This is a genomic window from Halomonas sp. XH26, from assembly GCF_024138895.1.
Classification (GTDB): domain Bacteria; phylum Pseudomonadota; class Gammaproteobacteria; order Pseudomonadales; family Halomonadaceae; genus Vreelandella; species Vreelandella alkaliphila.
Genome location: NZ_CP071889.1, coordinates 1,987,269 through 2,013,873, shown reverse-complemented (window position 1 = coordinate 2,013,873; position 26,605 = coordinate 1,987,269). Strand labels below are relative to the sequence as shown.

At 50.5% G+C, this 26,605-nt stretch carries 24 protein-coding genes and 4 tRNA genes; 13 read left to right on the top strand and 15 right to left on the bottom strand.

Annotated elements, in window-relative coordinates:
* Positions 1–270: 270 nt before the first annotated feature.
* Positions 271–3,000, top strand: a complete 2,730-nt coding sequence (locus J4377_RS09390) for an HAD-IC family P-type ATPase (protein ID WP_253488036.1) — start codon at positions 271–273, stop codon at positions 2,998–3,000.
* 92 nt (positions 3,001–3,092) lie between these two features.
* Here J4377_RS09390 and J4377_RS09385 read toward each other — a convergent pair whose 3' ends face one another.
* The 3 genes from J4377_RS09385 to ppnN form a co-directional block, all read right to left on the bottom strand.
* Positions 3,093–3,293 carry a hypothetical protein gene (locus J4377_RS09385; protein WP_253488034.1) on the bottom strand — a complete coding sequence of 67 codons (201 nt, stop codon included), beginning with the start codon at positions 3,291–3,293 and terminating at the stop codon, positions 3,093–3,095.
* A gap of 124 nt (positions 3,294–3,417) precedes the next feature.
* Positions 3,418–4,143, bottom strand: a complete 726-nt coding sequence (locus tag J4377_RS09380; RefSeq protein ID WP_038484447.1) for a sulfite exporter TauE/SafE family protein — start codon at positions 4,141–4,143, stop codon at positions 3,418–3,420.
* Between the two features lie 72 nt (positions 4,144–4,215).
* Positions 4,216–5,598 (bottom strand): nucleotide 5'-monophosphate nucleosidase PpnN, encoded by a 1,383-nt coding sequence (gene ppnN / locus J4377_RS09375; protein WP_038484444.1) that lies wholly within the window; start codon positions 5,596–5,598, stop codon positions 4,216–4,218.
* Positions 5,599–5,774: 176 nt separating this feature from the next.
* Here ppnN and J4377_RS09370 point away from each other — a divergent pair, with 176 nt between their 5' ends.
* Entirely contained in the window at positions 5,775–6,677 is a 903-nt protein-coding gene (locus J4377_RS09370; protein WP_038484441.1) for a LysR family transcriptional regulator, read from the top strand.
* A 63-nt stretch (positions 6,678–6,740) separates the two neighbouring features.
* Here J4377_RS09370 and gcvP read toward each other — a convergent pair whose 3' ends face one another.
* Positions 6,741–9,635 carry an aminomethyl-transferring glycine dehydrogenase gene (gcvP, locus tag J4377_RS09365; protein ID WP_038484438.1) on the bottom strand — a complete coding sequence of 965 codons (2,895 nt, stop codon included), beginning with the start codon at positions 9,633–9,635 and terminating at the stop codon, positions 6,741–6,743.
* Positions 9,636–9,712: 77 nt separating this feature from the next.
* On the bottom strand, positions 9,713–10,102 hold the full coding sequence (gene gcvH, locus J4377_RS09360) for a glycine cleavage system protein GcvH (RefSeq protein WP_009724484.1): 390 nt from the start codon (positions 10,100–10,102) through the stop codon (positions 9,713–9,715).
* A gap of 410 nt (positions 10,103–10,512) precedes the next feature.
* On the opposite strand from gcvH, the gene J4377_RS09355 reads away from it, so the two are divergent.
* Positions 10,513–11,922, top strand: coding sequence for a sodium:alanine symporter family protein (locus tag J4377_RS09355; protein WP_038484435.1), 1,410 nt, complete (start codon positions 10,513–10,515; stop codon positions 11,920–11,922).
* Positions 11,923–12,015: 93 nt separating this feature from the next.
* Positions 12,016–13,128 (top strand): glycine cleavage system aminomethyltransferase GcvT, encoded by a 1,113-nt coding sequence (gene gcvT / locus J4377_RS09350; RefSeq protein WP_253488033.1) that lies wholly within the window; start codon positions 12,016–12,018, stop codon positions 13,126–13,128.
* A gap of 51 nt (positions 13,129–13,179) precedes the next feature.
* On the opposite strand, the gene J4377_RS09345 is transcribed toward gcvT, so the two are convergent.
* The 3 genes from J4377_RS09345 to J4377_RS09335 form a co-directional block, all read right to left on the bottom strand.
* Entirely contained in the window at positions 13,180–14,133 is a 954-nt protein-coding gene (locus tag J4377_RS09345; protein WP_253488031.1) for a LysM peptidoglycan-binding domain-containing protein, read from the bottom strand.
* Positions 14,070–14,951 (bottom strand): acetyltransferase, encoded by an 882-nt coding sequence (locus J4377_RS09340; RefSeq protein ID WP_253488029.1) that lies wholly within the window; start codon positions 14,949–14,951, stop codon positions 14,070–14,072. Before J4377_RS09340 ends, J4377_RS09345 begins: the two co-directional genes overlap by 64 nt.
* A gap of 146 nt (positions 14,952–15,097) precedes the next feature.
* Positions 15,098–15,991, bottom strand: coding sequence for a LysR family transcriptional regulator (locus J4377_RS09335; protein WP_038484424.1), 894 nt, complete (start codon positions 15,989–15,991; stop codon positions 15,098–15,100).
* Positions 15,992–16,138: 147 nt separating this feature from the next.
* Here J4377_RS09335 and J4377_RS09330 point away from each other — a divergent pair, with 147 nt between their 5' ends.
* Together J4377_RS09330 and J4377_RS09325 are read left to right on the top strand one after the other, a co-directional pair.
* Positions 16,139–16,837 carry a CoA transferase subunit A gene (locus J4377_RS09330; protein ID WP_009724478.1) on the top strand — a complete coding sequence of 233 codons (699 nt, stop codon included), beginning with the start codon at positions 16,139–16,141 and terminating at the stop codon, positions 16,835–16,837.
* A 45-nt stretch (positions 16,838–16,882) separates the two neighbouring features.
* The gene (locus tag J4377_RS09325; RefSeq protein ID WP_038484421.1) at positions 16,883–17,548 is read left to right on the top strand and encodes a CoA transferase subunit B; all 666 of its coding nucleotides are present in this window, start codon (positions 16,883–16,885) and stop codon (positions 17,546–17,548) included.
* A gap of 40 nt (positions 17,549–17,588) precedes the next feature.
* On the opposite strand, the gene J4377_RS09320 is transcribed toward J4377_RS09325, so the two are convergent.
* Entirely contained in the window at positions 17,589–18,356 is a 768-nt protein-coding gene (locus tag J4377_RS09320; protein WP_038484418.1) for a DUF1338 family protein, read from the bottom strand.
* 122 nt (positions 18,357–18,478) lie between these two features.
* A complete protein-coding gene (locus tag J4377_RS09315) occupies positions 18,479–18,742 on the bottom strand; it encodes a GrxA family glutaredoxin (protein WP_038484415.1) in 264 nt (87 codons plus the stop codon).
* A gap of 142 nt (positions 18,743–18,884) precedes the next feature.
* Here J4377_RS09315 and hybE point away from each other — a divergent pair, with 142 nt between their 5' ends.
* Positions 18,885–19,322, top strand: a complete 438-nt coding sequence (hybE, locus tag J4377_RS09310; protein WP_120386928.1) for a [NiFe]-hydrogenase assembly chaperone HybE — start codon at positions 18,885–18,887, stop codon at positions 19,320–19,322.
* Between the two features lie 75 nt (positions 19,323–19,397).
* Positions 19,398–20,171, top strand: a complete 774-nt coding sequence (locus J4377_RS09305; protein ID WP_038484408.1) for a 3-hydroxybutyrate dehydrogenase — start codon at positions 19,398–19,400, stop codon at positions 20,169–20,171.
* Between the two features lie 52 nt (positions 20,172–20,223).
* On the opposite strand, the gene J4377_RS09300 is transcribed toward J4377_RS09305, so the two are convergent.
* From J4377_RS09300 to J4377_RS09290, 3 genes are read right to left on the bottom strand one after another with little or no spacing between them, the layout of a single operon-like run.
* A complete protein-coding gene (locus J4377_RS09300; protein WP_038484404.1) occupies positions 20,224–20,763 on the bottom strand; it encodes a response regulator transcription factor in 540 nt (179 codons plus the stop codon).
* Between the two features lie 38 nt (positions 20,764–20,801).
* Positions 20,802–22,076: an ATP-binding protein gene (locus J4377_RS09295; protein WP_198349699.1), complete on the bottom strand. Its 1,275-nt coding sequence runs from the start codon at positions 22,074–22,076 to the stop codon at positions 20,802–20,804.
* Positions 22,077–22,083: 7 nt separating this feature from the next.
* A complete protein-coding gene (locus J4377_RS09290) occupies positions 22,084–22,500 on the bottom strand; it encodes a hypothetical protein (RefSeq protein WP_038484398.1) in 417 nt (138 codons plus the stop codon).
* A 149-nt stretch (positions 22,501–22,649) separates the two neighbouring features.
* Between J4377_RS09290 and pyrC the strand changes: the two genes are divergently transcribed.
* Positions 22,650–23,687, top strand: a complete 1,038-nt coding sequence (gene pyrC / locus J4377_RS09285) for a dihydroorotase (RefSeq protein WP_038484395.1) — start codon at positions 22,650–22,652, stop codon at positions 23,685–23,687.
* An 82-nt stretch (positions 23,688–23,769) separates the two neighbouring features.
* Here pyrC and mtnN read toward each other — a convergent pair whose 3' ends face one another.
* The gene (gene mtnN, locus J4377_RS09280) at positions 23,770–24,483 is read right to left on the bottom strand and encodes a 5'-methylthioadenosine/S-adenosylhomocysteine nucleosidase (RefSeq protein ID WP_038484392.1); all 714 of its coding nucleotides are present in this window, start codon (positions 24,481–24,483) and stop codon (positions 23,770–23,772) included.
* Between the two features lie 48 nt (positions 24,484–24,531).
* A complete protein-coding gene (folD, locus tag J4377_RS09275; RefSeq protein ID WP_253488027.1) occupies positions 24,532–25,398 on the bottom strand; it encodes a bifunctional methylenetetrahydrofolate dehydrogenase/methenyltetrahydrofolate cyclohydrolase FolD in 867 nt (288 codons plus the stop codon).
* Positions 25,399–25,717: 319 nt separating this feature from the next.
* Here folD and J4377_RS09270 point away from each other — a divergent pair.
* The 4 genes from J4377_RS09270 to J4377_RS09255 all read left to right on the top strand — a co-directional run bounded on the left by J4377_RS09270 (position 25,718) and on the right by J4377_RS09255 (position 26,216).
* Positions 25,718–25,794: transfer RNA gene (locus tag J4377_RS09270), tRNA-Pro, on the top strand.
* A 92-nt stretch (positions 25,795–25,886) separates the two neighbouring features.
* Positions 25,887–25,963: transfer RNA gene (locus tag J4377_RS09265), tRNA-Arg, on the top strand.
* A gap of 57 nt (positions 25,964–26,020) precedes the next feature.
* Positions 26,021–26,095: transfer RNA gene (locus tag J4377_RS09260), tRNA-His, on the top strand.
* A gap of 46 nt (positions 26,096–26,141) precedes the next feature.
* Positions 26,142–26,216, top strand: a tRNA-His gene (locus tag J4377_RS09255).
* Positions 26,217–26,605: the final 389 nt, after the last annotated feature.

Sequence of the window (26,605 nt, the reverse complement as noted above, 5' to 3'; positions counted from 1 at the left end):
ATAAAGGTTGTCATTAGTAGCTGCTCCTTTGACGCTGATCATATTTTTACTATCTACGAGAAGGTTTAGCTCTTTAGTTTGATTCTTACGACCTATTCCAAAAATTAACGGATCAAAATAGCTAATTAAATGCTGAGCGACGCTACTTAGCCTGGGTGGCGTGGCGTTTTTTGCGTTGCATCATTTCCTTGTTACTTTATGGATAACAGTAGTACTGCAGCGCAGCAACCTGCTGTAAGCTGACAATATATTTAACAAGGGAGCTTATGGATGGAAAACCCTCAAACACCTGCCAAGTCATCGCGAGAGTGGCATAGTGCCTCGATAGATCAAGTGCTTGAGTGGCAGGGTGTTACTGCCGACGGCCTATCTACCACTGAGGCTCAAGCGCGTATAGAGCGCTATGGTCCGAATCGTCTTCAGCAGGCCCAGGGGCGACCTTGGTATCGACGTTTACTAGATCAGCTCAATAATATTTTAATTCTTATACTGCTGGTTGCTGCTATTGCCAGTTTCCTGCTTGGGCACGTCATTGATGCGGCGGCCATTGTGGGGGTGGTAGCCGTGATTGCGCTGATTGGTTTTATCCAGGAAGGAAAAGCTGAGCAAGCGCTTGATAGCATCCGCAATATGCTTTCTCCCCAGGCCAATGTCATACGTGACGGGAAGCGCACTACCATTCCTGCCGAAGCGTTAGTGCCAGGGGACATCGTGCTGGTGGAGAGTGGTGACCGGATACCTGCGGACGTGCGACTGATTGAAGCGCGGCGTTTTCGCACCGACGAGGCGGCTTTAACTGGGGAGTCGGTTCCTGTGGAGAAGCAGTCGCACCCAGTGGGCGCAGATGTGGATCTTGCGGAGCGAAGCAGTATGGCGTTTGCCAGTACAATTGTGGTGCAAGGCAATGCCCGTGGTTTGGTCGTTGAGACGGGGCGTTACACTGAAATCGGCAAAATTTCTGAACTTCTGCGTGGTGTAGAAAAAATTAAAACACCGCTGCTTCAGCAGCTTGATCGTGCGGGTAGGGTGCTGGCAATTTTTATCTTGGGTGCCGCCGCTATTACCGCGCTGTTAGGCACGCTTCTTCATGACCAGCCCGCTGCGGATATGTTTATGGCTGCTGTCGGTCTAGCGGTGGCCGCGATTCCCGAAGGTCTACCTGCCATTGTTACCATTGGGCTCGCGCTTGGTGTGCAAAGCATGGCGAAGCGCAACGCCATTATTCGTCGGCTTCCTGCTGTAGAAACGTTAGGCTCCATCTCGACTATTTTTTCCGATAAAACGGGCACATTGACGCGCAATGAAATGACGGCTCAAGCGGTATGGCTGGGTGACGAGCAGTTTTTCATCGAGGGTATCGGTTTCTCGCCCAAGGGGGCTTTTTATCGACTGCGTGCCTGCGGTGAGCAAGAAACAGAATGTGTCGATATGGACAGTGCCCAACCGTTAAGCGATTTTTTACGTGCTGGCGTATTGTGTAACGACACTGAGCTGCATCAGCAAGCGGGACAGTATCAGATTTATGGTGACCCGACAGAGGGCGCGTTAGTAGTTGCCGGTGAAAAAGCAGGTATAAAAACGTCAGAGGTGCGCCAGCAGTTTCCACGGGTAGATGCAATCCCTTTCGAGTCAGACTTTAAGTATATGGCCACTCTGCATGCAGGAGCTGATGGCCAGCGTGTCATCGTAAAGGGGGCGCCTGATCGTTTGATAGAAATGTGCGACAGCGTTGCTACCAAGCAAGGCACTGTCGATATTGATCGTAATGAGTGGGAAAACCGTATTCACGAGCTTTCCTCGCGAGGTTTACGCGTACTAGCCATTGCGGATAAACCTGCCGCTGCAATCGATGAGCTTGATCATCACCATATTGAAGGTGGGTTGCGCTTACTGGGAATTATTGGCTTGCTGGACCCACCAAGAGAAGAGGCCATTGAAGCGGTTAAACGTTGCCAACACGCGGGTATTCGTCCCGTTATGATTACCGGTGATCATGCTTCGACAGCGCTGGCTATTGCTAAACAACTGGGTTTTGCGCAAACCGATAAAGCGCTTACCGGGCGAGAAATTGAAGCGATGTCCGATACAGCGTTAGAAGATATCATTTTAGAGATTGATGTCTTTGCTCGGGCATCCCCCGAGCACAAATTGCGTTTAGTTAAGGCGATGCAGGCGCGGGGCGGGGTTTGCTCCATGACTGGGGATGGCGTTAATGATGGGCCAGCCTTAAAACGTGCTGATGTCGGCGTTGCTATGGGGGTACAGGGGACTGAGGCGGCGAAAGATGCTTCTGAAATGGTACTGGCAGATGATAACTTCGCAACCATTGTCAGTGCTATTGAAGAAGGCCGCAAAGTCTACGATAACATCCGTAAAACGATCACCTTTATTCTGCCCACCAACGGTGCTCAAGGCTTGGCGATCATGCTAGCCGTGCTATCCGGCTCGGTGCTACCGGTAACGCCGTTACAGGCATTATGGGTAAATATGGTGGTAGCGATTACGCTAGGTCTGGCATTAGCGTTTGAGACTGGGGAAAAAGACTTAATGGCGCGCCAGCCAAGAGATCCTAAAGCACCGCTGCTTGATCTGTTTTTATTATGGCGAGTGATTTTTGTGTCTGTGCTACTGCTTGTTGGCGTCTTCGGCATGTTCTCTTGGATACTCAACCAAGGGGGCAGCGAAGCGCTAGCGCGGGCAGGGGCGGTCAATATGCTGGTCACTGGTAGTGCCGCTTATTTAATCAATAGCCGCTTTTTAATTAATAGTACGCTGTCGTTTGCTGGCATTTTTGGCAGTCGGCCGGTATGGATCGCTATTATGATGGTGATGCTGCTGCAAATGGCGTTTACCTATCTACCCTTTATGCAGCTTATCTTCGGTAGCGAAGGGTTAAGCATTATGCATTGGCTAGCCATCATTTTAAGTAGCGGAATGATTTATCTGCTAATTGAGGCTGAGAAAATGGGCTGGCGCATACTCGAGGCTAAGCAGAAATAAGCCAATACCTATTTGTGAAAGATCAGCGCCACCTAGGGGGATAACAAATCATAGGCGGCGCTAATAATACTCACGTTAGCTTAGCACTCTATTTAGCCTTGTGAATGGTGATCCGCAAGTGCTGCTGCAATGGCTTCTTCCCATTGGCCAGCGGTAATTTCCCAGTGCGCCATTTCGTCCTGATCCGGCATACCTTCTGAGGCGGCATTCAGCTCTTCAGGGGAGTAGCGTTCAAAGCAGTGCTTGGCGAATGCTTTGGTTTTTCCATCCCGAAGCTGATCGATCATTTCCATGCTGTTTATCCTTTCCTTGGTGGTGGTTTTCACCTTGCCATTAACGCCTAGGCAAGGAGTTGCGACTGCGTCATCAGTGTAGCGGTTTGACACTCTTTCTGCTCAGTGAGGCGGTCGTCATGGTTTAAAGTGCAGCATCCACAATAATTTTGACTGCAATGCCTGCTAGCAACAGCATGATGAGATTATCAAACCAACGGTGCGGTAGGCGTTTGCCGAGCTGTGCGCCGATGGGCATGGCGGCGAGAATGACGAATAGCGCTATAAAGCTGTAAAGCGTGCGTTCCAGTGTGAGTATTTCCGCACTCAGCAGCGCGGGTATTTGCACGCAGGTGATGGCAACAAAAAACACAGAGATAGAGCCGATAAACACGCGTCGCTCCAACTGCATTGCGTTTAGAAACGTTACAGACGCGGGTGCTGACATACCCGCCGCGCCTTGCAGTACGCCAGCGAGCAAGCCAACAGGCAGTACGATGCGGTTGGCGGTCGCGAAAGGAAGAGCAAGCGTTCGCCTAGCTATTTTGATGACTAAATAGAGCACGATCGACGCGGCCACCCCAAGCGATAAAAGAGTGGGTGATAACACGACTAATCCCCATGTGCCCAACACAATGCCTAACCCACCTGATAAAGAGAAGGCAGCGAGAAAACGCAGTGGCAACAAATGATGCCGGTATTGCCAAACCTGTAAAACATTGCTGAACAAATTGGGGGCGATTAATACGGCAATGGCTAGCTTCACGTCGTAGAGCATGGTGAGAACAGGTACGACTATGACTGGCACGCCAGAACCGATGGCACCTTTGATGATGCCTGCTGCAATCAGCGTTAAAAGAGCAATAATCACTGTGAGTTTCCTGATGTATCAGGCGCAGCGTGGCTGGGTTGCGCCTGATAAAGGCTGTGCTTGCTAAATTAGTTACTTGAGAACATAGCAGGGTGTATATGCTTGTCCATCAAGTTTCATGCGTCCTTGGGCGACAAATGAGGTTAATAGCTCGTCTAAGCGCTGCATGAGTTCTGGTTCAGCGGTTAACTCAAAAGGTCCATGGGCTTCAATTGCTCGAATTCCCGGCTCTTTAACGTTACCCGCCACAATGCCAGAAAAAGCACGACGCAAGTTGGCCGCTAGTTCATGAGTAGGCTGCTGACGGTGAAGCGCTAGACCGCGCATAGCTTCATGGGTTGGCTCGAAGGGGGCCTGAAAGTCACGTGCAATGGTAAGACGCCAGTTGTAGTAAAAAGCGTCCTGATGCTTGCGGCGGAAGTCTGCAATCTCGTCAATTTCTTCACGCATTTTGCGTGCGACAGCCACAGGATTACCGGTAATAATCGTGTAGTAGCGGCGGATATCCTCGCCCAGCGTATAAACTAAGAATTCATCGATTTTCTGGAAGTACTCGGCAGAATCAGCTGGGCCAGTAAACACGAGTGGGTAGGGAATATCGTGATTGCTTGGATGCAGCAGGATTCCCAGCAGGTAAAGAATTTCTTCTGCAGTACCCACCCCTCCGGGGAAAACAATAATACCGTGCCCTAGACGCACGAATGCTTCGAGCCGTTTTTCGATGTCTGGCATGACAACTAGCTCGTTAACGATAGGGTTAGGCGCTTCGGCTGCAATGATACCTGGCTCAGAAATACCTAAATAGCGGCCATCTTTACGACGCTGTTTTGCATGGGCAACGTTAGCTCCTTTCATGGGGCCTTTCATGGCGCCAGGGCCGCAGCCGGTGCAGATGTCTAGATCCCGCAAGCCAAGGTGATAACCAACGTCCTTGGTATACTCATACTCTTCTCTGGAAATCGAGTGGCCACCCCAGCACACCACCAAACTTGGGTCGCGCCCAGGCTTCAGCGTGCCCGCCTTGCGCAGGATATGAAACACGGCGTTAGTTGTGCCTTCACCCGTGGTTAAGTCAAACCGCTTGTGGTGTTGGATTTCGTTGTAAACATAAACAATGTCGCGAAGAATGGATGATAAATGTTCACGTATACCACGAATCATTCGTCCGTCGACAAAGGCTTCGGCGGGAGCATTGGTTAGCTTCAGGCGGATGCCTCGGTCTTGCTGTAAAACTTCAATATCAAAGTCTTTGTAGGCTTCCATGATGGCCAAACTATCATCCGTTGGGCTGCCGCAGTTAAGCACCGCGAGTGCACAGCGGCGTAGCAGGTCATGCAGGCCACTTTTAGAGGTGCTTTTTAAACGGTTGACCTCATGCTGGGAAAGCACTTCGAGGCTCCCTTCCGGGGAAATAATGCTGGAAATGGTGGCGCGCGGCACTGGGAGTTGCGTCATTAGTCTGGCTGTCCCTAATCATATTGTTAACGAAACCACATACTATCATGGCCTTTACTAACTGAATTCAAGCAATAAGGGTAGTGCTGGTCCTTAGCGTCCGTTTAAGAGTCGGATTGTGCTACTCTGTGCTCTCGTTAAGAGCACACGGTGGCTAGTTAAGATGGCGCTTTATTATGTTTAATGCCCAGTATTTTCGGACGTTTATAACGTTAGTGGAAACGGGGAGTTTCACACGAACTGCGCGCCGTTTGGAGATGACGCAGCCTGGCGTCAGCCAGCATATCCGCAAGTTAGAAAGCTATTTAGATAAACCGCTGATAGAGAGAAAGGGCAGAAGTTTTACGCTAACGGAGTCTGGACGAAGGGCTTATGATTATGCGTTGAAGCTATTTGCCGAGCATGAGCAGTTTCGCCATGGTTTAGATGACGACTCGCTGGATAGCGGTGAATGCCGGATTGCATCCCCAGGAAGTGTTGGGTTGATGTTTTATCCTTTTATTCTTGGCCAGCAGCAGATGCACCCCAACTTAACGGTCAATTACAGTTTTGCTTTTAATCACGAAATCGTTAATGACCTGCTTGAAGGCCGCTACGATATTGGCATCGTGACTGAGCAGGTCAACCATACCGAATTGACCTGCACGGTATGGCACAAAGAGCCATTATGTTTAGTCGTGCCTGCTGATTTCGCTGGTAGCACGCTAACCGACCTGATGGGCATAGGCTTTCTTAATTACTACGACGGCATTAATCACGCCAACGCACTGCTGCGCGCCAATTATCCAGACGAATTTCGTTCAATGACGCACTTTCGGCATCAGGGATTTACTAATGAAGTGAGCATGGTGCTGGATGCGGTCGCGCGAGGGCTAGGTTTTACCGTTGTCTCACGCCTGGTGTTAGAAACCTCCCCTTGGCAGCGCCAAGTAAAAGCGTTGGCGTTACCTCAAGGGATTAATGAAGTGCTTTATCTATTGCGCCGGCGAGATTCGGTCTTGCCGAAACGTTATGAAAAGCTACTGGAGGGGTTTCATCACCAACGCCTGCAAGAAAAAACGCCCCTGGTGCCCGAATAACGAGCGCCAAGGGCGTTTAAGAGACAGGGATGTCTTGTCGTCTAATAGCGTATGCGTTGAGTATTAACGGCGGTATTCGTCAATGCTAGGGCAAGTGCAGATAAGTTGCCGATCACCGAATACGTTATCAACGCGGTTAACCGCAGGCCAATACTTTGACGCAGCTACAGCCTCTGTTGGGAAGGCGCCCAGCTTACGGTCATAAGGGCGTTGCCACTCGCTATCCATCAAATCTGCTTGGGTATGAGGGGCATTCACCAACGGGTTATTATCCAGCGGCCAATCACCCTTTTCGACGCGCGCAATCTCTTCTCGAATCGCGATCATGGCATCACAGAAGCGATCAATTTCGTAGAGTGACTCAGACTCTGTAGGCTCGATCATCAGTGTGCCTGGTACAGGGAACGACATGGTCGGTGCATGGAAACCGTAGTCCATCAGACGCTTGGCAATATCTTCTTCACTGATACCGGAAGCACTCTTGAGCGGGCGAATATCGATGATGCATTCGTGGGCGACATTGCCGTTCTGGCCACGGTAGAGAATCGGATAAGCACTCTCTAATCGCTTGGCAATATAATTGGCATTAAGAATAGCCAGCTCAGTTGCTTCGCGAAGCCCACGTGCGCCCATCATCTTAATGTAAGCCCAAGAGATTGGCAGAATTGACGCGCTGCCAAATGCTGCAGCGGAAACCGCACTGTTTTCTGGGTTAACACCATTAATAGGCGTAACCACGTGATTGGAAACGAAGGGGGCAAGGTGAGCTTTGACACCAATCGGGCCCATGCCCGGGCCACCGCCACCGTGGGGTATACAAAATGTTTTGTGCAGATTGAGGTGCGAGACATCACCACCGAAGTCACCGGGCCGTGTCAAACCCACCTGAGCATTCATGTTGGCACCATCCACATACACTTGGCCGCCATGCTGATGTACTACCTCGCAAACCTTGCGAACATGGGACTCAAATACACCGTGAGTAGAGGGATACGTGATCATTACTGCAGATAGGCGATCACTGTGCTGCTCGGCTTTGCGCGTCAGGTCATCCAAGTCAATGTTGCCGTTGGCATCACACTCAACTACGACAACGTCCATGCTTAGCATGGCTGCAGACGCTGGGTTAGTGCCGTGGGCAGAGCTGGGGATTAAGCACACATCACGATGGGATTCTCCTTGTGCTGCCTGATAGCGACGAATGGCTAGCAGCCCCGCATATTCACCCTGGGCACCTGAGTTGGGCTGCATGGAGATATGGTCATAACCCGTCACTTCCACTAAGAAAGCGGCTAGCTCATCAATCATTTGATGATAGCCGGCCACTTGGTCGCGGGGGGCGAACGGGTGGAGGTGCGCAAACGCAGGCCAGGAGATCGGAATCATTTCACTGGTAGCGTTTAGCTTCATCGTGCACGAACCCAGCGGGATCATGGCATGAGCCAAGGAAAGGTCTTTGTTCTCGAGACGTTTCAAATAACGCAGCATCTCGGTTTCGCTGCGATAACGGGTAAACGTGGGGTGTTCCAAAAAGCTGCTTTCACGCCGATACAGTGGAGGAATGCCGCTGAGTTCGTCACTAATAACCTGTCCATCCAGCGCTGCGACGGACAAGCCGTGCTCATCGCCTAACAGCACATCAAACAGCGTCGCGACGTCATGAGCAGTTGTAGTTTCATCCAGGCTAATGCCCACATCGCCATTGGCGAAGTAATGAAGGTTGATATCATGCGTCATGGCGCGGCCATGTATTTTTCCAGCATCTACTTGGGTCAGGCGGAGCGTATCAAACCAGCTGTCGTTCGCTAACATGACCCCACCTTGCTTAAGGCCTTCCGCTAACAAAGTAGTGAGGCGATGCACGCGGCCTGCAATTTTGCGAAGACCTTCTGCGCCATGGTAGGTGGCGTAGAAGCCAGCAATATTTGCTAGTAGTGCCTGAGCAGTACAAATATTGGAGGTTGCTTTCTCGCGGCGGATATGCTGCTCGCGGGTTTGCATAGCCATGCGTAATGCAGTGTTACCGCGGCTATCTTTGGATACACCAATAATGCGGCCAGGAATCGAGCGCTTTAGCTTGTCGGATGTGGCGAAGAAAGCCGCATGCGGGCCACCAAAGCCCATAGGGACACCAAAACGCTGGGAGTTACCGACGACGATATCAGCGCCCATTGCGCCTGGTTCTTTGAGCAGCACTAGGCTCAATAGATCCGTGGCGACGCACGTCATGATGCCGCGTTCTTTGGCAGCACTTAGTAGAGGAGAAATGTCCGTGATGTTGCCGCTGGCGGAAGGATATTGCACCAGGGCACCAAACACATCGTGTTCTGCCAGCGTTTCTGCTGGGCCACTGATTAGCTCAAAGCCAAAAAACTCCGCGCGAGTTTTGATAACGTCTAATGTTTGCGGAAATAGATCATCGGCAACAAAGAAAGCCGTTGACTTACTTTTCTTGTTGCTGCGCTTGCATAGCGCCATCGCTTCTGCCGCGGCGGTCGCCTCATCCAGCAATGAAGCATTGGCAAGCTCCATACCGGTTAAATCCATAATGACCTGCTGAAAGTTGAGCAGGCCCTCTAGTCGGCCTTGAGAGATCTCAGGTTGATAAGGCGTGTAAGCGGTGTACCAGCCCGGATTTTCCAGCACATTGCGCTGAATGACTGCCGGCATGTGGGTGCCGTAGTAACCTTGCCCGATGTAGCTTTTGGCTACTCGATTTTGGCGCGCCAGCTGGCTTAAATAGTCTAAAGCTTCTGCTTCACTGCGTGGGTCGTCCAGGGCTAACTCACGGCCAAGGCGGATATCGCTTGGCACGGTTTGCTCAATAAGATCTTCCATGCGCTGCAAATTGAGCGCTTTTAACATGGTGTCGACATCAGCGGGGCTAGGCCCATTGTGGCGTTTGATAAAAGCATCATGGTCGGCCAGTTCGGCCAAACGGCGTGTTTCAAATGGCATGGGAGGGTTCCGAACGTAATGAGAAAACCGCGCAGGGTGAAACTAGAAAGCCTGCTTTACGCAGGCTTTCCGACTAATTAATCGTCTGAACTAAGTGTTGCCTGGTAAGCATCTGCGTCTAGCAACCCTTCAAGGGCTGTGTCTGTCAGGCGCACCTTCATGATCCAACCACCTTCATAAGGCGCTTCATTGACTGTCTCCGGCGAATCTTCAAGTGCCTCATTCACTTCGATAACTTCACCGTTAACCGGCGAGTAAAGGTCAGAAGCCGCCTTAACAGACTCGATAACGCCAAACTCTTGGCCTTTGTTGAGTGCCTGACCGACTTCTGGCAGTTCAACGAAAACAACGTCACCCAACGCTTCTTGGGCATGATCAGTAATGCCGATCGTGACGGTACCGTCTTGGTGGTCAAGTACCCATTCGTGGCTTTCGGCATAACGAAGATTGGCAGGAAGATTGCTCATGATGATTCCCTTTATGAAACAGTTGTCTGGACAGGAGCATACTAACGCCTGTCGTTCGCCTTGGCGACTATTGGCCAGTTCTAAGTCAGGCGATCTGTGCCATATGTTAACGTGTTTCCAATCGGAAACAAATTTCTTCAACACCCCATGGCGGCAAAAAAGCCACTTCGAGTTTCCTGATGCTTTACATCTGTTAGAATTTGTAAAAACAGATGCTTTCTCTGCTGAGTTGCGACATCACGATGGATGCGCACTAGGAAAATGGTGTAAAACATGCTGATCATGCGTTTTTTCAAAGCGTGAGACGCGCTATGGTGGAAATGTTTGATAACTCAGCAGCATTAAATAAGGCAGCTTGACTGCCCAGTACCCATAATAAACGAGCTAACGAACAGGGTAAGGAGAAGCGCGTGGAAATACTAACTAACCTCCTAGGGGCAATTAACGGTGTCGTTTGGGGCCCGATAATGTTGGTCCTACTGCTAGGTGTAGGGATTTACTTACAGATTGGCTTGAAACTGATGCCGATTAGAAAGCTCGGTGTGGGTTTCAAACTAATGTGGCAAGGCCGCGACCCTAAGCCTAGCAAAGCAGATGCTGACCAGGCGTCTGCTGACCAAGACGGTGAGATTTCGCCTTTTGATGCACTGATGACGGCGCTATCTGCCACGATTGGCACAGGTAATATCGCGGGTGTGGCAACGGCTATTGCGCTTGGTGGCCCAGGTGCGGTGTTCTGGATGTGGATCACTGCGTTAGTGGGGATGGCCACTAAATTTTCTGAAGCAGTTCTGGCTGTGCGTTATCGTGAAACCGATAGCACTGGCTACCATGTCGGTGGCCCGATGTTCTATATAAAGAATGGCCTCGGTAAGAAATGGCTCTGGCTGGGGGGGCTGTTCTCATTCTTTGGTGCGGTAGCAGCTTTCGGGATCGGTAACACCGTACAGTCCAACTCTGTAGCGGATGCTATGGATTCTACTTTTGGTGTTCCGCATTGGCTAACCGGCGTAATTATCATGGTGCTGGCGGGTGCTGTTATCCTCGGTGGCATTAAGCGCATTGCAAAAGTAGCCGGTAAACTAGTGCCCATCATGGGGATTGCTTACGTGATTGCCGGGCTGTTGGTATTGATCATTAATGCAAGCCAAATTGGTGAAGCGTTTGGTTTGATTTTCTATTACGCCTTTAATCCGATGGCAGCAGCGGGTGGCTTTGCCGGTGCGGCAGTAATGGCAGCTATCCGGTTTGGTGTAGCACGCGGTATTTTCTCTAACGAAGCAGGTTTAGGTAGTGCACCAATTGCACACGCAGCAGCGCAGACCAAAAACCCGGTTCGCCAAGGCCTCATCGCCATGCTGGGCACCTTTATCGATACCATCGTCGTTTGCACCATTACGGCACTGGTTATTTTGACCTCCACGGTATGGATTGATGGTGAGGCGGGTGCATCACTGACGGCGCTTTCGTTCGATGCTGCCTTGCCCGGTTTTGGTAACCAGATTGTTGCGATTGCCCTAGCTGTGTTTGCATTCACCACCATTCTTGGCTGGTCTTTCTACGGCGAAAAGTGTTGTCAGTTCCTGTTCGGTACACGTTCGATTATGCTGTATCGCGTGCTGTTCGTTCTGGCAATCCCGCTGGGTGCTATCGCGCAGCTTGGTTTTATTTGGCTGATGGCTGATACCTTTAACGCTATGATGGCCATTCCTAACTTGATCGCGCTGGCGCTACTTTCGCCAGTGGTATTCAAACTTACCCGTGATTACTTTGCAGGCAAAGATGTGCTGCCAGGTGAAGCGCTGGATCATGATAAGTAAGCCCTATTCAACGTAATATGGGCCGATAAGATGTAATAGAGCCGGGAAGCCAGTCATGGCTTCCCGTTTCTCTTTCTCGACCGAGGAAATCCCATGACCGACCTTAAACAGACGCCACTCCATGAATTGCATCTTTCGCTAGGAGCCAAAATGGTTCCCTTTGCGGGTTATGACATGCCGGTGCAATACCCATTGGGTGTCAAAAAAGAGCATGAGCACACACGTCAGCAATGTGGGCTGTTTGATGTTTCTCACATGGGCCAAATAGCGGTTTCTGGTGACAATGTTGCCGAAGCGCTTGAGTCACTCATCCCAGCAGACCTAGTGGGGTTAAGCAAAGGTGAACAGCGCTACGGACTATTTACCGGGACTGATGGCGGTATTATCGATGATCTAATGGCCGTCAATGCAGGTGATCATTTTTATCTGGTCGTCAATGCTGCTTGCAAAGAGCAGGATATTGCCCATCTGCGTACGAATCTTGCTGCTACTCATCACATTGAGGTACTCGACCGTGGGCTACTGGCTCTGCAAGGCCCGCAAGCACGCGATGTCATGGAACGTCTGTGCCCCCAAGCGTGTGAGCTAACGTTTATGCAGCATGGCCGCTTCACGATGGCGGGGCAGGAAGTCTGGATTAGTCGTAGCGGTTACACCGGTGAAGATGGCTTTGAAATATCAGTAGCTTCTGATGCATGCCAGGCATTTGCAGAGCAGCTGTTAGCTGAGCCCGAAGTTGAAGCGATTGGTTTGGGTGCACGCGACTCGCTTCGCCTAGAAGCAGGGCTGTGCTTGTACGGGCACGATATGGATATGACGACGACGCCTGTAGAAGCTGGGCTTATTTGGGCGATTGGTAAGCCTCGCCGACATGGTGGGGAGCGTCCGGCAGGTTTCCCTGGAGCGGATCTTATTCTGCACCAAGTAGACGCCAAAGATCATACGCGTAAGCGGGTAGGGTTAGTGGCAGAAGGGCGTGCACCAGTAAGAGAGGGCGCGCTTTTAGTTGATGCAAATGGCAATGAAATTGGTGTTGTGACTTCCGGTGGCTTTGGGCCAAGTGTTGGTAAGCCAATTGCCATGGGGTACGTGGGGCGTGAATGGGAAGCGCCTGAGACCACTGTTTATGCGTTGGTGAGAGGTAAACAGCTGCCGATGGTGGTGACACCTACTCCGTTTGTGAAGCCAGGCTATTATCGCGGCTAATACCGCCATTGTTCATGAAAAAAGCCCCTGAAATTCAGGGGCTTTTTTACGTCATCTTAATACTTGTCGAGGATCAATCGGTTTGCCACCTTGACGCAGGTCGAAAAGCAAGTCGTAGCGCTGTGTCGCACTGCTTTGGCCGACATCACATAGCGGGTCGCCTGTACTCACTTGCTGGCCGACACGGACTAAAATGCGTTCGCACAGCGCGTAGACGGTTTGTAAGTTATCCGCATGATGAATAATGACAACTTCGCCAAGCTGGCGCATTCCATCTGCAAAACGCACTTCACCTGGCGCGACTGCTTGTGCTTTGGCACCTGCTTGGGTGGCCAGTAGCATAGGTTGAAGCGTACCACGGCTATCGGCACCAAAACGGCGCACAATCCGGTAATCCTCTAAGGGCCAAGGCCAACGACGTGCAGATGCAGGTAGGCTTGCGTTTGGCGTCGGTGCCGCCGCTGGCCGGCTTACGCTAGAACTGCTGGCGCTGCTTGAGGTGGTGCTGCTACTAAGCGGTACACTGACAATTTGGCCAACTCTGAGCGCTCTGGGAGAGGTGCCAGGATTGGCACTCTGTATACGCCCTGATGTGGTGCCAAAATGGCGCGCGATACTTGAGTAGGTATCGCCCGGCCGAATTTGGTAGCGATAGGGCCCGCCAGAGGGCGCTCGCTCTTGCTGGGTAGGTATTAATAAACGCTGTCCAACGTTTAAGCGTTGAGCATTTGTTCCAGGGTTGAAGCGTTCAAGACGTTCTAGTGGAACATTTGCTCGGTTCGCAAGTTTTCCCAGCGTATCGCCGCGCTGTACCTCTACCCATTCACCATTTATTTGACCGGCAGTACTACTGGGGACAGGGTTATTTTGATCATTTGAAGAGGGAGAGCCAGCACATCCCACTAACAACGTTGCTAGCACACAGACCGCTAACCACCGAGCTAGTCGTGGTTGGTTTGCTTGGCTAACAAGGCGTCTTTTTCCTGCCAGAGTGAATTGATCCATGCGTGGAACCGTTCCTTGTGCTGCTGTTCTTCGTGATAGTTGGCTTCGTTCATCCATTGGGGAATAGCGAGTTGCCTTGCGTTAAGTGTAATGCAAGCCTCTTTTCCGCATAGAAAACCCCAGAAAGTTGGCGTTGGATTTTCATAGCTGATGGTTACATCCAAAATGCCATCCAGTTTGTCACCAAGCAGGCTAAGCACTTGAGAGACACCGCCAGCTTTGGGTCTCAGTAAGTGCCGAAATGGGCTTTGCTGTTTTTCCCGTTTTGCTACGGTAAAGCGTGTCCCCTCGACAAAATTAAATATTGCAATGGGGGCATTTCTAGCTTGCCGGCAAACGCGCTCAGTTGATTCACGGTCGATAGTGGCGAATTTAGGGTTTTTTGCAAGTTGCTCACGACTGAAGCGCCGCATAAAAGGGAATTCTAACGCCCAAAATGCCAGCCCGACGATAGGAATCCAAATTAACTGATGTTTCAAAAAGAACCGAGGCATTGGAATGCGGCGATGCAATGCCATAAACAGAATGAAGATATCTGTCCAACTGCGGTGGTTTGAAATAACCAGCCACCATTGATGTGGACTGAGTGAGTCCGGAATGCTGATATTGACATCAGGCTTGATCCACCGGCGCATCCACCACAGATTTGCGCCAATCCAATTGAGCGCAACGCTGCACAGGCCATCAAGAATTCTCTGTTTTTGATGTCGTCCTGGGGTGATGACTTTTAACAGCGTTAACAAAATGAGTGGCACGCCCCAAAACAGCGTCGTTAGCGTCAGCAACAACAGGCTGACGACTCCTTTGGCAGTAGACATACCACAGTTCCTTTTACGTATGATGACACCAGTGGTGCAATTCTAGCGATAGGTGACCAATTTAAAGGCAACCCCGAGTAAATGCTAAAGGATCACGCCCCCGCTGCCCAGTATATTACCAAACCTTAGCATGCTTAACGGATGTGCTAGGGCGTCAGTGTCGGTGTGTTGATACCTTCGATTAGCACTTTACTCAGTGCCTGTGCCGCGACAGATAACTCATGATGCGTCAGTATCCCAACTCGGCAGGCAATGCCTGGTGAGGTTAAGGGAACGCAACGAGCGCCGAGTTGGTGCATTTGCTGAATACACATTGAAGGCACGGCACTTACACCTAAGCCATCTGCCACCATTCTACCAACGGTTGAGAGCTGATGGCTTTCAAAAGCGACCGGTAAGTCAATGTGTTGTTTGGCAAGTCCCTGCTCTAACAATCTACGCACCATTGATGGGCGTTGAAGGGTAATAAAATCCTGTTGTAACAATGTGGCCCAGCTCAGTGTGTTGGCCTGGGCCAAGCCTGATTCGGGGGGGACAACAGCGATAAACTGATCTTCAAAGAGTGGCGTAAACGTTAAGCTGCCGGTTCCTTCGGGTAAAAAGGCAATGCCGATTTCCACTTGGCGAGAGCGCACCATGTCGATGACTTCTTCGTTGATAACATCATGGACAGTAATATTAATTTTAGGATATTGCCGACGAAAGGTAACCAGAGCGCTGGGAAGCAAATTACACGCAAAAGAGGGCATGGCTGCTACGCTTAAACGGCCAAGTTGGAGAGTGAAGCGTTGGCGTAGTCGCTCTTCAGTATTATCCCATTGAGCAAGTAAATGCTTCGCCAGTGGGATAAGGGTTTCACCTTCAGGTGTGAGTCGAACGCTACGGGTACTGCGTATCAGCAGTTTTCCCCCCAGCGAATCTTCAAGCCCTTTGATGGCCAAGCTGAGTGCTGGCTGAGACAAGTGCAGGCGCTCACAGGCTTGGGTAAAGCTCAGAGTTTGGGCTACCGCCAGAAAAGCGCGAAGTTGCTTAACGGTCATACAGACCCTTTAATAAGTTTTTTATATAAATTGATAAGAAAAACAAACTTAACAAATATATCATCTGGTACAACACTGGCTATACAGATCCAACCGCATCATAACGACGCGTGCAACGTACCACCGATAATAATGCGAGGCATAACAATGGCAGGATTTGATAAGCGTGTATCTTCCTATGAGGAAGCGATGGAAGGTATCGAAAGCGGCATGACCGTTATTGCTGGCGGTTTTGGCCTTTGCGGCATTCCTGAGAATTTGATCGCTGAGATTAAACGTCGGGCTGTCACTGACCTCACGGTAGTATCTAATAATTGCGGTGTTGATGGTTTCGGGCTAGGTGTGCTGCTCGAAGATCGTCAGATTCGTAAAATTCTCGCTTCTTATGTTGGCGAGAACGCAATGTTTGAACAGCAAATGCTTAACGACGAAATTGAAGTTGTGCTAACACCCCAAGGCACGCTGGCCGAGAAAATGCGCGCCGGTGGTGCGGGTATCCCCGCATTTTATACCGCCACCGGTTACGGAACACCTATTGGTGAAGGTAAAGAGGTGCGTGAATTTAACGGCCGCCACTATATTTTAGAAGAAGCCATTACCGGTGATTTCGCGATTGTTAAAGGCTGGAAAGCGGATCGCTACGGCAACGTCATGTATCGGCATACGGCACAGAACTTCAATCCCATGGCAGCCACCGCTGGAAAAATAACGGTTGTAGAAGTTGAGGAAATTGTTGAACCAGGCGAATTGGAGCCAAGCCAGATCCATACCCCCGGTATCTATGTGGATCGCATTATTCAAGGCTCATTCGAGAAGCGCATCGAAAAACGCACGGTACGTAGCTGATCGCTCTCTGGTTTAGACATTTTCACTCAATAAGAGGTATACACCATGGCTTTAACACGTGAGCAAATGGCACAGCGCGTTGCGCGTGAACTTGAAGATGGCTTTTACGTCAATTTAGGTATCGGCATACCTACGCTGGTTGCCAACTATGTGCCTGACGGCATTGATGTCATGCTGCAGTCCGAAAATGGACTGCTGGGTATGGGGCGTTTTCCCACTGAGGAAGAAGTTGATGCTGATATGATCAACGCCGGTAAGCAGACGGTCACCGCTCGTCCTGGGGCTGCTATTTTCTCTTCAGCAGAATCATTCGCTATGATTCGTGGCGGTCATGTGGATCTGACCGTGCTGGGTGCTTTTGAAGTGGACCAAGAGGGAAATATTGCGTCATGGATGGTGCCAGGCAAGCTCATCAAAGGGATGGGCGGCGCGATGGATTTGGTTGCTGGCGCAGAAAACATTATCTGTACCATGACGCACGCCTCGAAACACGGTGAGTCCAAGTTACTAGAAAAGTGCACGCTTCCTCTAACAGGGGCAGGTTGCATTAATCGTGTATTGACCGACCTCGCTTATTTGGAAATTAAAGACGGTGCTTTTATTCTCAAAGAGCGTGCACCGGGTGTCAGTGTTGAAGAAATTATTGAAAAAACAGCTGGCAAACTGATTGTGCCCGACCACGTTCCTGAAATGACGTTTGACGCGGAATAACCCTTAGTCGACTACTTTTAGCAGGCGTGAGCTGATCAGCTCACGCCATTTCACAGCGGGTGTGGAAAGGTAGCAGGATTTCAGCAATACGCTCATGGTCGTCGCCGACATGTTTTTGCACGAGTGCTAGTCCCCCCAGACAAAGGCGATGCTCATCGCCTGAGCTGAAAACGGTCTTTAATGGCATTGCAGGATAAAATCGATGCTCAATTAGCGGTGACACGGCAAATACGCCGTTTTGTTGCCCCTCAAAACTGGGCATGCCGCATGCTTCAAGCTGACTATGCAAGGTGTCTAGGGGCTCGCCAATCGTTGAGCAGTCGAAACCTGCGTGATGCAGTCTAGGGCCCATGATCGCTAGCCAGGCAGCGAGGGGGTGTGCCTGTTGTAATTGCTGATAAAGTGCCCAAGAGGGCATTGGCCATGGGCGTCCTCGGCATAGTAAATTTTGCCCTTGGCAATCGGCCGGATGACTTTGTAGCACGAGCTGCGTTAGTGCTTCGCGGGGTGCTTTTGAAAGCGCACCCAGCTGCAATTCTGCTAATACCAGCCAACTGCTACTGTCATTAGGTGCAAGTAAATGCACCAAAAGGCCCTTATCAGCCATAGCGTAATGGCCAACTGATCGGTAGCCCATATGTGCAAGGCTGGTGTTGAGCTCGCTAGCAGCAAAGGGGCCATAATTTAGCGTCACCAAGGTCAAATACTCGGCTGACGTACTTAGCGGCCACAATCTTAGTCCGCCAAGGTCTGGGTGTGTATGCACGTAGTCCAGCCAAAGCTGTTGAACAAACTCCTCTCGCTGCATTGGGATACCCTCGCCGCCTAATCGAACGCCACATGAACTGTCATATAAACTGTGATACTTCAGTATAGGCAAGCGAAGATTTGGTTGTTCAACGGGTGTAAACGTCAGTTTTAACGCCTGGGTTAAGAAGCCAGCAGCTGCTGTTGGCGCACAAAATGGTCGAACTCAGTAAAACCACCGATGTGCTGTTGGTCAACAAACACTTGGGGAACGGTATGAATAGGTTTGCCAGCCGTTTTTGCAATATCTTCCTTGGTAACGCCTTCTGAAGGCATATCAACGTAGCGGTAGCCTTCTATCTTTCCGTTACTCTCTAAATGCTCTGCGAGATGCTTTGCGCGTACGCAGAAAGGGCATGACATGCGGCCAAAAATTACCACAAACATCGTAGAAACTCCTTTAGGATAAAGATCTATTAGAAATGGGTTGCCTATTGTGGCGTAGCTCATGCAGTTTGGCTAATAGCGCTACACTACACGCTTCATTAAGCCGTGTTATGGGCGAATGTTTAATAATTTGGAAGAACGTATGCGAACCTTAGCTGCCCAAGAATACGCGCGCTTAGCTGAATTAGCGTTGCATTATCGAGATGCGCATCTGCGCTCAATGAAGCAGGCGGATCATTATAACCCTCGTCTTGGAGTTGATGCACTGTGCTTCCAGCCTTGGGAAGAGGAGCATGCGTCACTACTGGTCGGTGCGTTAATAACACCTTGTGCGATGTGGCTAGTTGCTGTGCCATGCCTGAATCAGCATGGTCCCCTGGGAAATGCATTGCGTCTCAACCTTCCTTCTGGCCACTATTCGCTCTCATGTGAACAGTTGCCCAGCGGCAGCGAGCTTTATAAGCGCGTCATTCTGGAGGATCTAAGTGATCTGGAAAGTATGCAGGAAGCTGCGCGACTAGCCCAACGCATGATGATGCAGCTAATGGTGTCTGATAAATCTTCTTCAGAGGTTGGTTAGGCAGAAACGTCTATCTCTATCTACACTGTTGTTTTTACATTTTTACTCTGAATAATCTCAGCAAAAGGAACGTTTATGTCCTCTGAAAAAGCTGTCACACCCCGTGTTGCTGTGGTCACTGGCACTAGCAGCGGTATTGGTGAAGCGGTGGTGAAACATTTCTGTGAGCAGGGTTTTCAAGTGTTAGCAGTAGACTTTAACCCGGCTGGAAAAGAAGTTGCTGACGCGGCTGGCGCAGCGTTTTATCAGGGAGATTTAACCGACCCCGACGCGTGCCGTGGAGCGATTGCTGACGCGGTTAAACGCTTTGGTGGCGTCGATATTTTGGTTAATAATGCAGGTATTCAGCACGTCGCTTCTATTGAGACGTTCCCTGAAGAGAAGTGGCGTCAAATCATTGATTTAATGCTGACGGCGCCGTTTTTGCTTACCCAGGCAGCATGGCCACATATGCGTAAAAAAGGTTGGGGACGTGTGATTAATATTGCGTCTGTTCATGCGCAGGTGGCTTCGCCTGGCAAAGCCGCTTATATCAGTGCCAAGCACGGCATGATCGGACTAACGAAAACCGCCGCTTTGGAAGGTGGCGAGCAGGGGATTACTGCCAATACTATTTGCCCCGCCTATGTGAAAACACCGCTGGTAGATAATCAGATCGCCGACCAAGCCAAACTACATGGGATGGATGAGCAAGAGGTGATTGAAAAAATCATGCTGAAAAACGCAGCGGTTAAGCGCTTGATCGAGCCTTCCGAGGTTGCTCAACTAGTTGCTTACTTAGCTTCCGATGCGGCAGGCGCTGTAACGGGCGCAAGTTGGAACATTGATCTAGGATGGACCGCCCAATAACATTAAGTTGACGCCCACTCTTTGCGTCGTTGTTGCGCAAAGAGTGGGGGGATTACCGACGTACCGGGCGCTTCTGTAATTTGCGTTGTAATGTGCGCCGATGCATGCCGAGTGCCCTAGCCGTGGCTGAAATGTTGCCATCATGCTCTTGCAACACCTTTTGAATGTGCTCCCACGTTATACGGTTGATAGAGGGAGGATTGTCGGCTAGTTCAATATTTGGATCGCCATCCTGATGGTCAAAAGCTGCAATAACATCGTCGGCATCTGCTGGTTTACACAGATAGTTAACGGCGCCAAGTTTGATGGCTTCTACCGCTGTGGCGATGCTGGAATACCCCGTTAATACCACAATGCGGCAATTCGGTGCGCTTGCCAGCATGTCGGGCAGTAGCTTAAGTCCGGAGCTATGCTCAAGTTTTAGATCTAGTGTTGCCATCGTTGGCATGAACTGCGTGATCAGTGTCATTGCTTGATCAGCATCGTGGGCAACTTGCACTTCAAAACCACGACGCGAAAGCGCTCTGCTTAACACGTGACAAAACATTTCATCATCGTCGACGATTAAAAGGCGTTGGTCTTGCGTCTGCATGATGTCCTCGATTTTCTGGCGAATGCTCTGCGTCGCTGTTACTTATCAGGGGCGGAACAAAGCGGCAGAGTCACTTCCGTTAACGTACCGCCTTCAGGATGATTGTACAGGCTTACTCCACCACCGAAACGATTAATGGTGGCATGGGTTAAAAACAGCCCGATCCCCATGCCTTTGCTTTTGGTGGAAATAAACGTATCGCCTAGCTGGTCAGCAATCGACATGGCGATGCCGGGGCCGTGGTCGCGTATATCAATAACAACGCTTTCATCTTGCCAATCCAAGCGAATAGCAATGTGCTCTGGATTAGCGTCGGCAGCGTTATTCAGCAAATTGGTTAGCGCTTGATCTAATGTGGCATCGACGGCCAACCAGGGGCGGCCGCGTTTCTCGGCAACATCAAAAAAGTGGCTAACATCTGGCCTGATAACGAGCCAACGTTGCACAACGGTGGCTAACCACAGTTCAGCATCTAGTATCTCTGGTTCTGCCATGCGCCGACGATCAGCCGTCGTGACAAGGTGTTGTAAGCGTGATTTGCACACGTCTACCTGCTGGCGAAGAATGGCTATATCTTGTTGCAAGGGGGAGTCATTAGGCGCGTCTTGGTACATTTCATTTAGCAGTACGGCCATGGTTGAAAGCGGCGTGCCAAGCTCATGAGCCGTACCAGCGGCCTGAGTAGCAACGGCTAATACCTGTTCATTGCGCAGGGCCGCTTCTCGCGTGCGAGATAGTGCTTTATCTCGATTACGCAGTGCGTGGGCCATTTTGTAGATAAAGAACGTGACAAGCCCGGCTGATAAGCCGAAATTAAGCCACATACCCAATACGTGCAGGCTTAGTGGGCCGTCGCTGTTAATGTGGCCCAGCTGAGGTATCGGGTGATAAAAGAACATCAGGTAGGTGTAACCTGCCATTGAACACGCGGCGATGATCCAAGCATGCCGCCAGGGAAGAGTTGCGGCGGCAATAGTGACAGGCACTAAATAGTAAGTAATAAAGGGATTTGTTGAGCCGCCTGAAAAATAAAATAGCAGCGTTAAGCCTGCAATATCGGCCAATAAGTGGGCAAGATATTCGAAATGATTAACCGCTTTTGGTCTGCCTAAGCGCCACCATGTGACGATATTCAGTATCCCCATGGCAATCACAACACTGACGACTGCGGTCACTGGCAAGTCGAAAGCGAGTAGCTCTATGCCAACAATAATGGCCAGTAAAAAACCGGTCCAGGTGATACCTCTGACGATCGTTAATCGAACGAGGTTACGGTTTGGCGTCGAAAGCGGGAGAGGTAGGGCGGTAGGCATAGCGTGCTTATTTGCTCGATGCTTTCACGTTGTGAATAACATATTTTATAAATAACGTCATAACGAACGTCAGCCATCCCGCCGAGGCAAGCAAGTTGAATAGCAGCATTTTAGGAGGTAGCCAGGCACTGCCCAGTACAGCCTCTAACATGATATGGAAAAACATAGCGAGCAAGAGTGGCAGTGCTAGCGTATGAATCCACATGTCAGTACGGCGCTTACGTACGTGATAGCGTTTCAACAGGTAGCGCAATGGACGGTGCGCCCAACCGAATAGCACGAGTGCACCAACAACGAATAGGACAGCCAGCGTCGGTTCGGTACTCCCAAAATACATTGAAAAGGATATCGACCAGGCAAGACCAAGCCATAATAATCCTTCAATACTGGCGATAATGTCCGCATAGCGACGCACATTCTGCATAAAAAACTGAGTCCTTGATCTTACAAAGTGTCGCCATGATACGACACTTGGGAACGACTGTGGGATGGATAGGGGAGATTTATCCCTTACCCGTATTGGGTATACTGTTCTGACCCTTTTACTTAATTCATTTCTGCACAGGACTTGCCGTGGACGCTATTACGTTGACTCGCCCCGATGATTGGCATCTTCATTTACGTGATGATGAGGCGCTAAGCGCTGTGGTAGGTCATACCGCCGCCCAAATGGGGCGTGCGATTATAATGCCTAATCTAAAGCCGCCGATAACCACTACCGCACAAGCACTAGCGTATCGGCAGAGAATTTTAGCAGCGTTGCCCGAAGGGAGTTCTTTTGAACCTTTGATGACGCTCTATTTAACAGACACGACGCCCCCTGAAGAAATTGAGCGTGCTGCTGAAAGTGGTGTCGTGAAAGCCGTGAAGCTCTATCCCGCGGGCGCTACCACTAACTCTGCATCGGGCGTCACCGACATTGCGCACTGCGATGACACTATTGCGATGCTAGCAAACGTTGGTATGCCGCTGTTGGTGCATGGTGAAGTTACCGATCATGAAATTGATATTTTTGATCGAGAAGCGGTGTTTATTGAGCAGGTTATGAAACCGCTTTTGGCTAGACACCCTAATCTTAAGGTAGTGTTTGAGCATATTACGACCCAGCAGGCTGCCGAGTTTGTCGCTGCTGCGCCTGATAATATTGCGGCCACGATCACAGCCCATCATCTGCTGTTTAACCGCAACAAAATGCTGGCAGGTGGTATTCGTCCGCATTATTACTGCTTGCCCATACTAAAGCGTGAGCAGCACCGTCAGGCGTTGTTAAAAGCGGCGACCAGCGGCAGCCCTAAATTCTTTTTGGGCACCGATAGTGCGCCTCATGCCCAGGGTGACAAAGAGTCTAGCTGCGGCTGTGCAGGGGCATATACAGCGCCTGCTGCCATTGAGCTCTATGCAGCTGCCTTCGAGGAAATGGGTGCCTTGGACAAGTTAGAAGCGTTTGCCAGCCTCAATGGACCACGTTTTTATGGATTACCGGCTAATGCTGATAGCGTGACGTTGGAGCGTCGTTCATGGAGTCTGCCAGCGCATTATCCCTATACGGCTGGTCAGCATATTATTCCATTAATGGCGGGTGAGAGCTTGGCATGGAAGCTGAAAGCGTAGTTCGTATAGCTGGATAGCAAATCATAAAAACGGAGCCAACTGGCTCCGTTTCTTTAACGCTTTAAGCACTCTTTTTTAACGTCTATTTCTTGTTCTTACCAAGCTCGATCAGCATCTGATCCACCATCCGTGATGAATGGTCAGCCGCGATGTCTAAAAATTGCTCGAATGACAGGTGGTTGTCACCGCCGCCGGGTATATCAGACAGCGCGCGAATGACCACAAATGGGCAGCCATAAAGATGACATGTTTGTGCAATAGCGGCGCCTTCCATCTCGACGGCTAGCATGGTTGGAAACTGTTCACGGGTAGTCGCGACACGAACAGGATCGGCCATAAAGGCATCGCCTGTGGCGATGAGCCCCTCACGTACATTGACTTCACCTAATGAGGCAATGGCGTTGCGGGCAATATCACGAAGTTGTTTGTCTGCTTGGTAGGCTGCCGGCATTCCAGGTACCTGACCAAGCTCATAGCCAAAGACCACTGCGTCAACATCATGATGGCGAACTTCATCCGAAATAATCACATCACCAATAGCAAGGTCGCTTGCAAAGCCGCCTGCGGAACCGGTGTTAATGATCGCATCAGGCTGGTGTCGCTCAAGTAAAATCGCGGTGCCTACCGCCGCATTGACCTTGCCTATCCCCGACTGCAGCACAATAATTTCCAAGCCGTGACGTGTGCCCGTATAAAAAACGAAGCCAGCATGCTCGTAGCGTTCAGCGCCTTCTAGCTGTCCTGCCAGTATGTTCACTTCCTGCGCCATCGCGCCGATGATTCCAATACGTTGCACTCGTGATTACTCCTTAAGAAATCGTTAACGGCAGTGGTGTGTGTAACACTACAGCTCTAGGCCTTTGTCGTGCCGTTCAGCGGCTTCTAGCGTGTTTTCAAGTAGCGTGGCAACGGTCATCGGCCCAACGCCGCCAGGCACGGGTGTAATGAAACTGGCACGCTCTGCCGCGGCTTTAAAATCAACGTCACCAGTGAGCGTGCCGTCGTCTTGGCGATTAATGCCAACGTCAATCACGATGGCGCCTGGTTTGATCCATTCCCCTTTGACAATGCCGGGTTTGCCGACAGCGACAACAACCAAGTCAGCGCGGCGCACATGAGACTCAAGCTGTAGCGTGAAGCGGTGGCATACCGTGGTGGTGCAACCTGCCAGCATCAACTCCAACGCCATCGGCCGACCGACAATGTTGGACGCGCCGACTACAGTGGCATCTAACCCTCGAACGGCAATGCCGCTATGGGCGAGCATGGTCATAATACCTTTAGGTGTGCAGGGCCTGAGCGAGGGCATACGTTGCGCTAGACGACCAATGTTGTATGGGTGAAAGCCGTCGACGTCCTTGTCTGGGCGAATGCGCTCAAGAATAGGGCGAGAGTCTAAATGCTCTGGCAATGGTAGTTGAACAAGAATGCCGTCAACCGTTGCATCGTTGTTTAACTGATCGACCAGTGCTTCAAGTTCATGCTGCTGCGTATCAGCGGGTAGCGCATGTTGAAAAGAGTGGATGCCTGCCTGCTCACAGGCGCGGTGTTTGTTGCTGACATAAACATGGGAGGCTGGGTCTTCCCCGACCACAACAACAGCTAGTCCAGGTGCCCGAGCGCCAGCTTGCTGGCGCGCGCTGATTTTCTCGGCAACTTGCTGGCGGACATTAGCGGCGATGGCCTTACCATCGATAAGTTGGGCGGTCATGTAATAGAATCCCTGTGAAGGTTAGAAACGAAGCTGAGTGACTATGTCTAGGCCGTGGCGTTTAAAGTATGTGGGCGGCGCGTGAGCATCGTACCCGAACACCGATACTTAAACCCTGCTATCTATAATTCAGCCCCTGGAATTGTGTGGCTGAGCGCAGGAGGTCACTGGCTTTCGAGAAGGCCTGATTTTCGCATGCTAGGGCGGCAAGGCAAAGCTTCTAACGAATCAATCACTTTAGGTGTTGACTTTAAACTCAGAAATAGTAATATATGCCTCGCTTGAGACGGGACATGCAGCAGCGTCTAAGGTAAGAAATCGGGATGTAGCGCAGTCTGGTAGCGCGCCTGCTTTGGGAGCAGGATGTCGGGGGTTCGAATCCCTCCATCCCGACCACATACCTAGCGCGGAAGGTGGTAACTTGCTTTTCCGAACATTGGTTGTGGTCAAGTGCTCATCAGTATTCAGTCTCTTAGAATGCTTTATGTGCGCCCATAGCTCAACCGGATAGAGCAACGGCCTTCTAAGCCGTAGGTTGCGGGTTCGAGTCCTGCTGGGCGTGCCATTAAAGCTTTTTATTGGACGCTTTCGGTAAGACATGTAAGTCAGTACTTCATCAATGGTGGATGTAGCTCAGTGGTAGAGCCCCGGATTGTGGCTCCGGTGGTCGTGGGTTCGATCCCCATCATCCACCCCATTTGATGACACGTATTAATTATATGCAATTCTAGTTTTAGGTTGTGGTGGATGTAGCTCAGTGGTAGAGCCCCGGATTGTGGCTCCGGTGGTCGTGGGTTCGATCCCCATCATCCACCCCATTAACCTTGATATTTATCCTCAAAAAATCCTCTCCCATTGTCATTACTTTTCCCCTTTATTAATTATTTTGTTTGAAACCAAGCTGACCTATGTTCGGCTTTTTTGCGTTTTTGGTCGCTCGTGTTTTAAGCCTCTTTACCTTATTTGCTACGCAATGCCTTTCCTAGGTTTTGTCCTTTGATTCATTTCTGGCCCGAAAAATTACTCTCTATCTGAAATTGCTGCGAAATTTCCCTAGGCTTCTTATCGCGATGCCGCCTTAGTAGAGGAGCAGGCCTGCGCTTGATGAACCGCTTAAAAAGGTCTTTAGTAAGAAGCGCTGGTGCATTTTGATGGCTTTGGCGATACGTGTAGTGAAGTCATCTATATTATTTTTTGATGCGATATT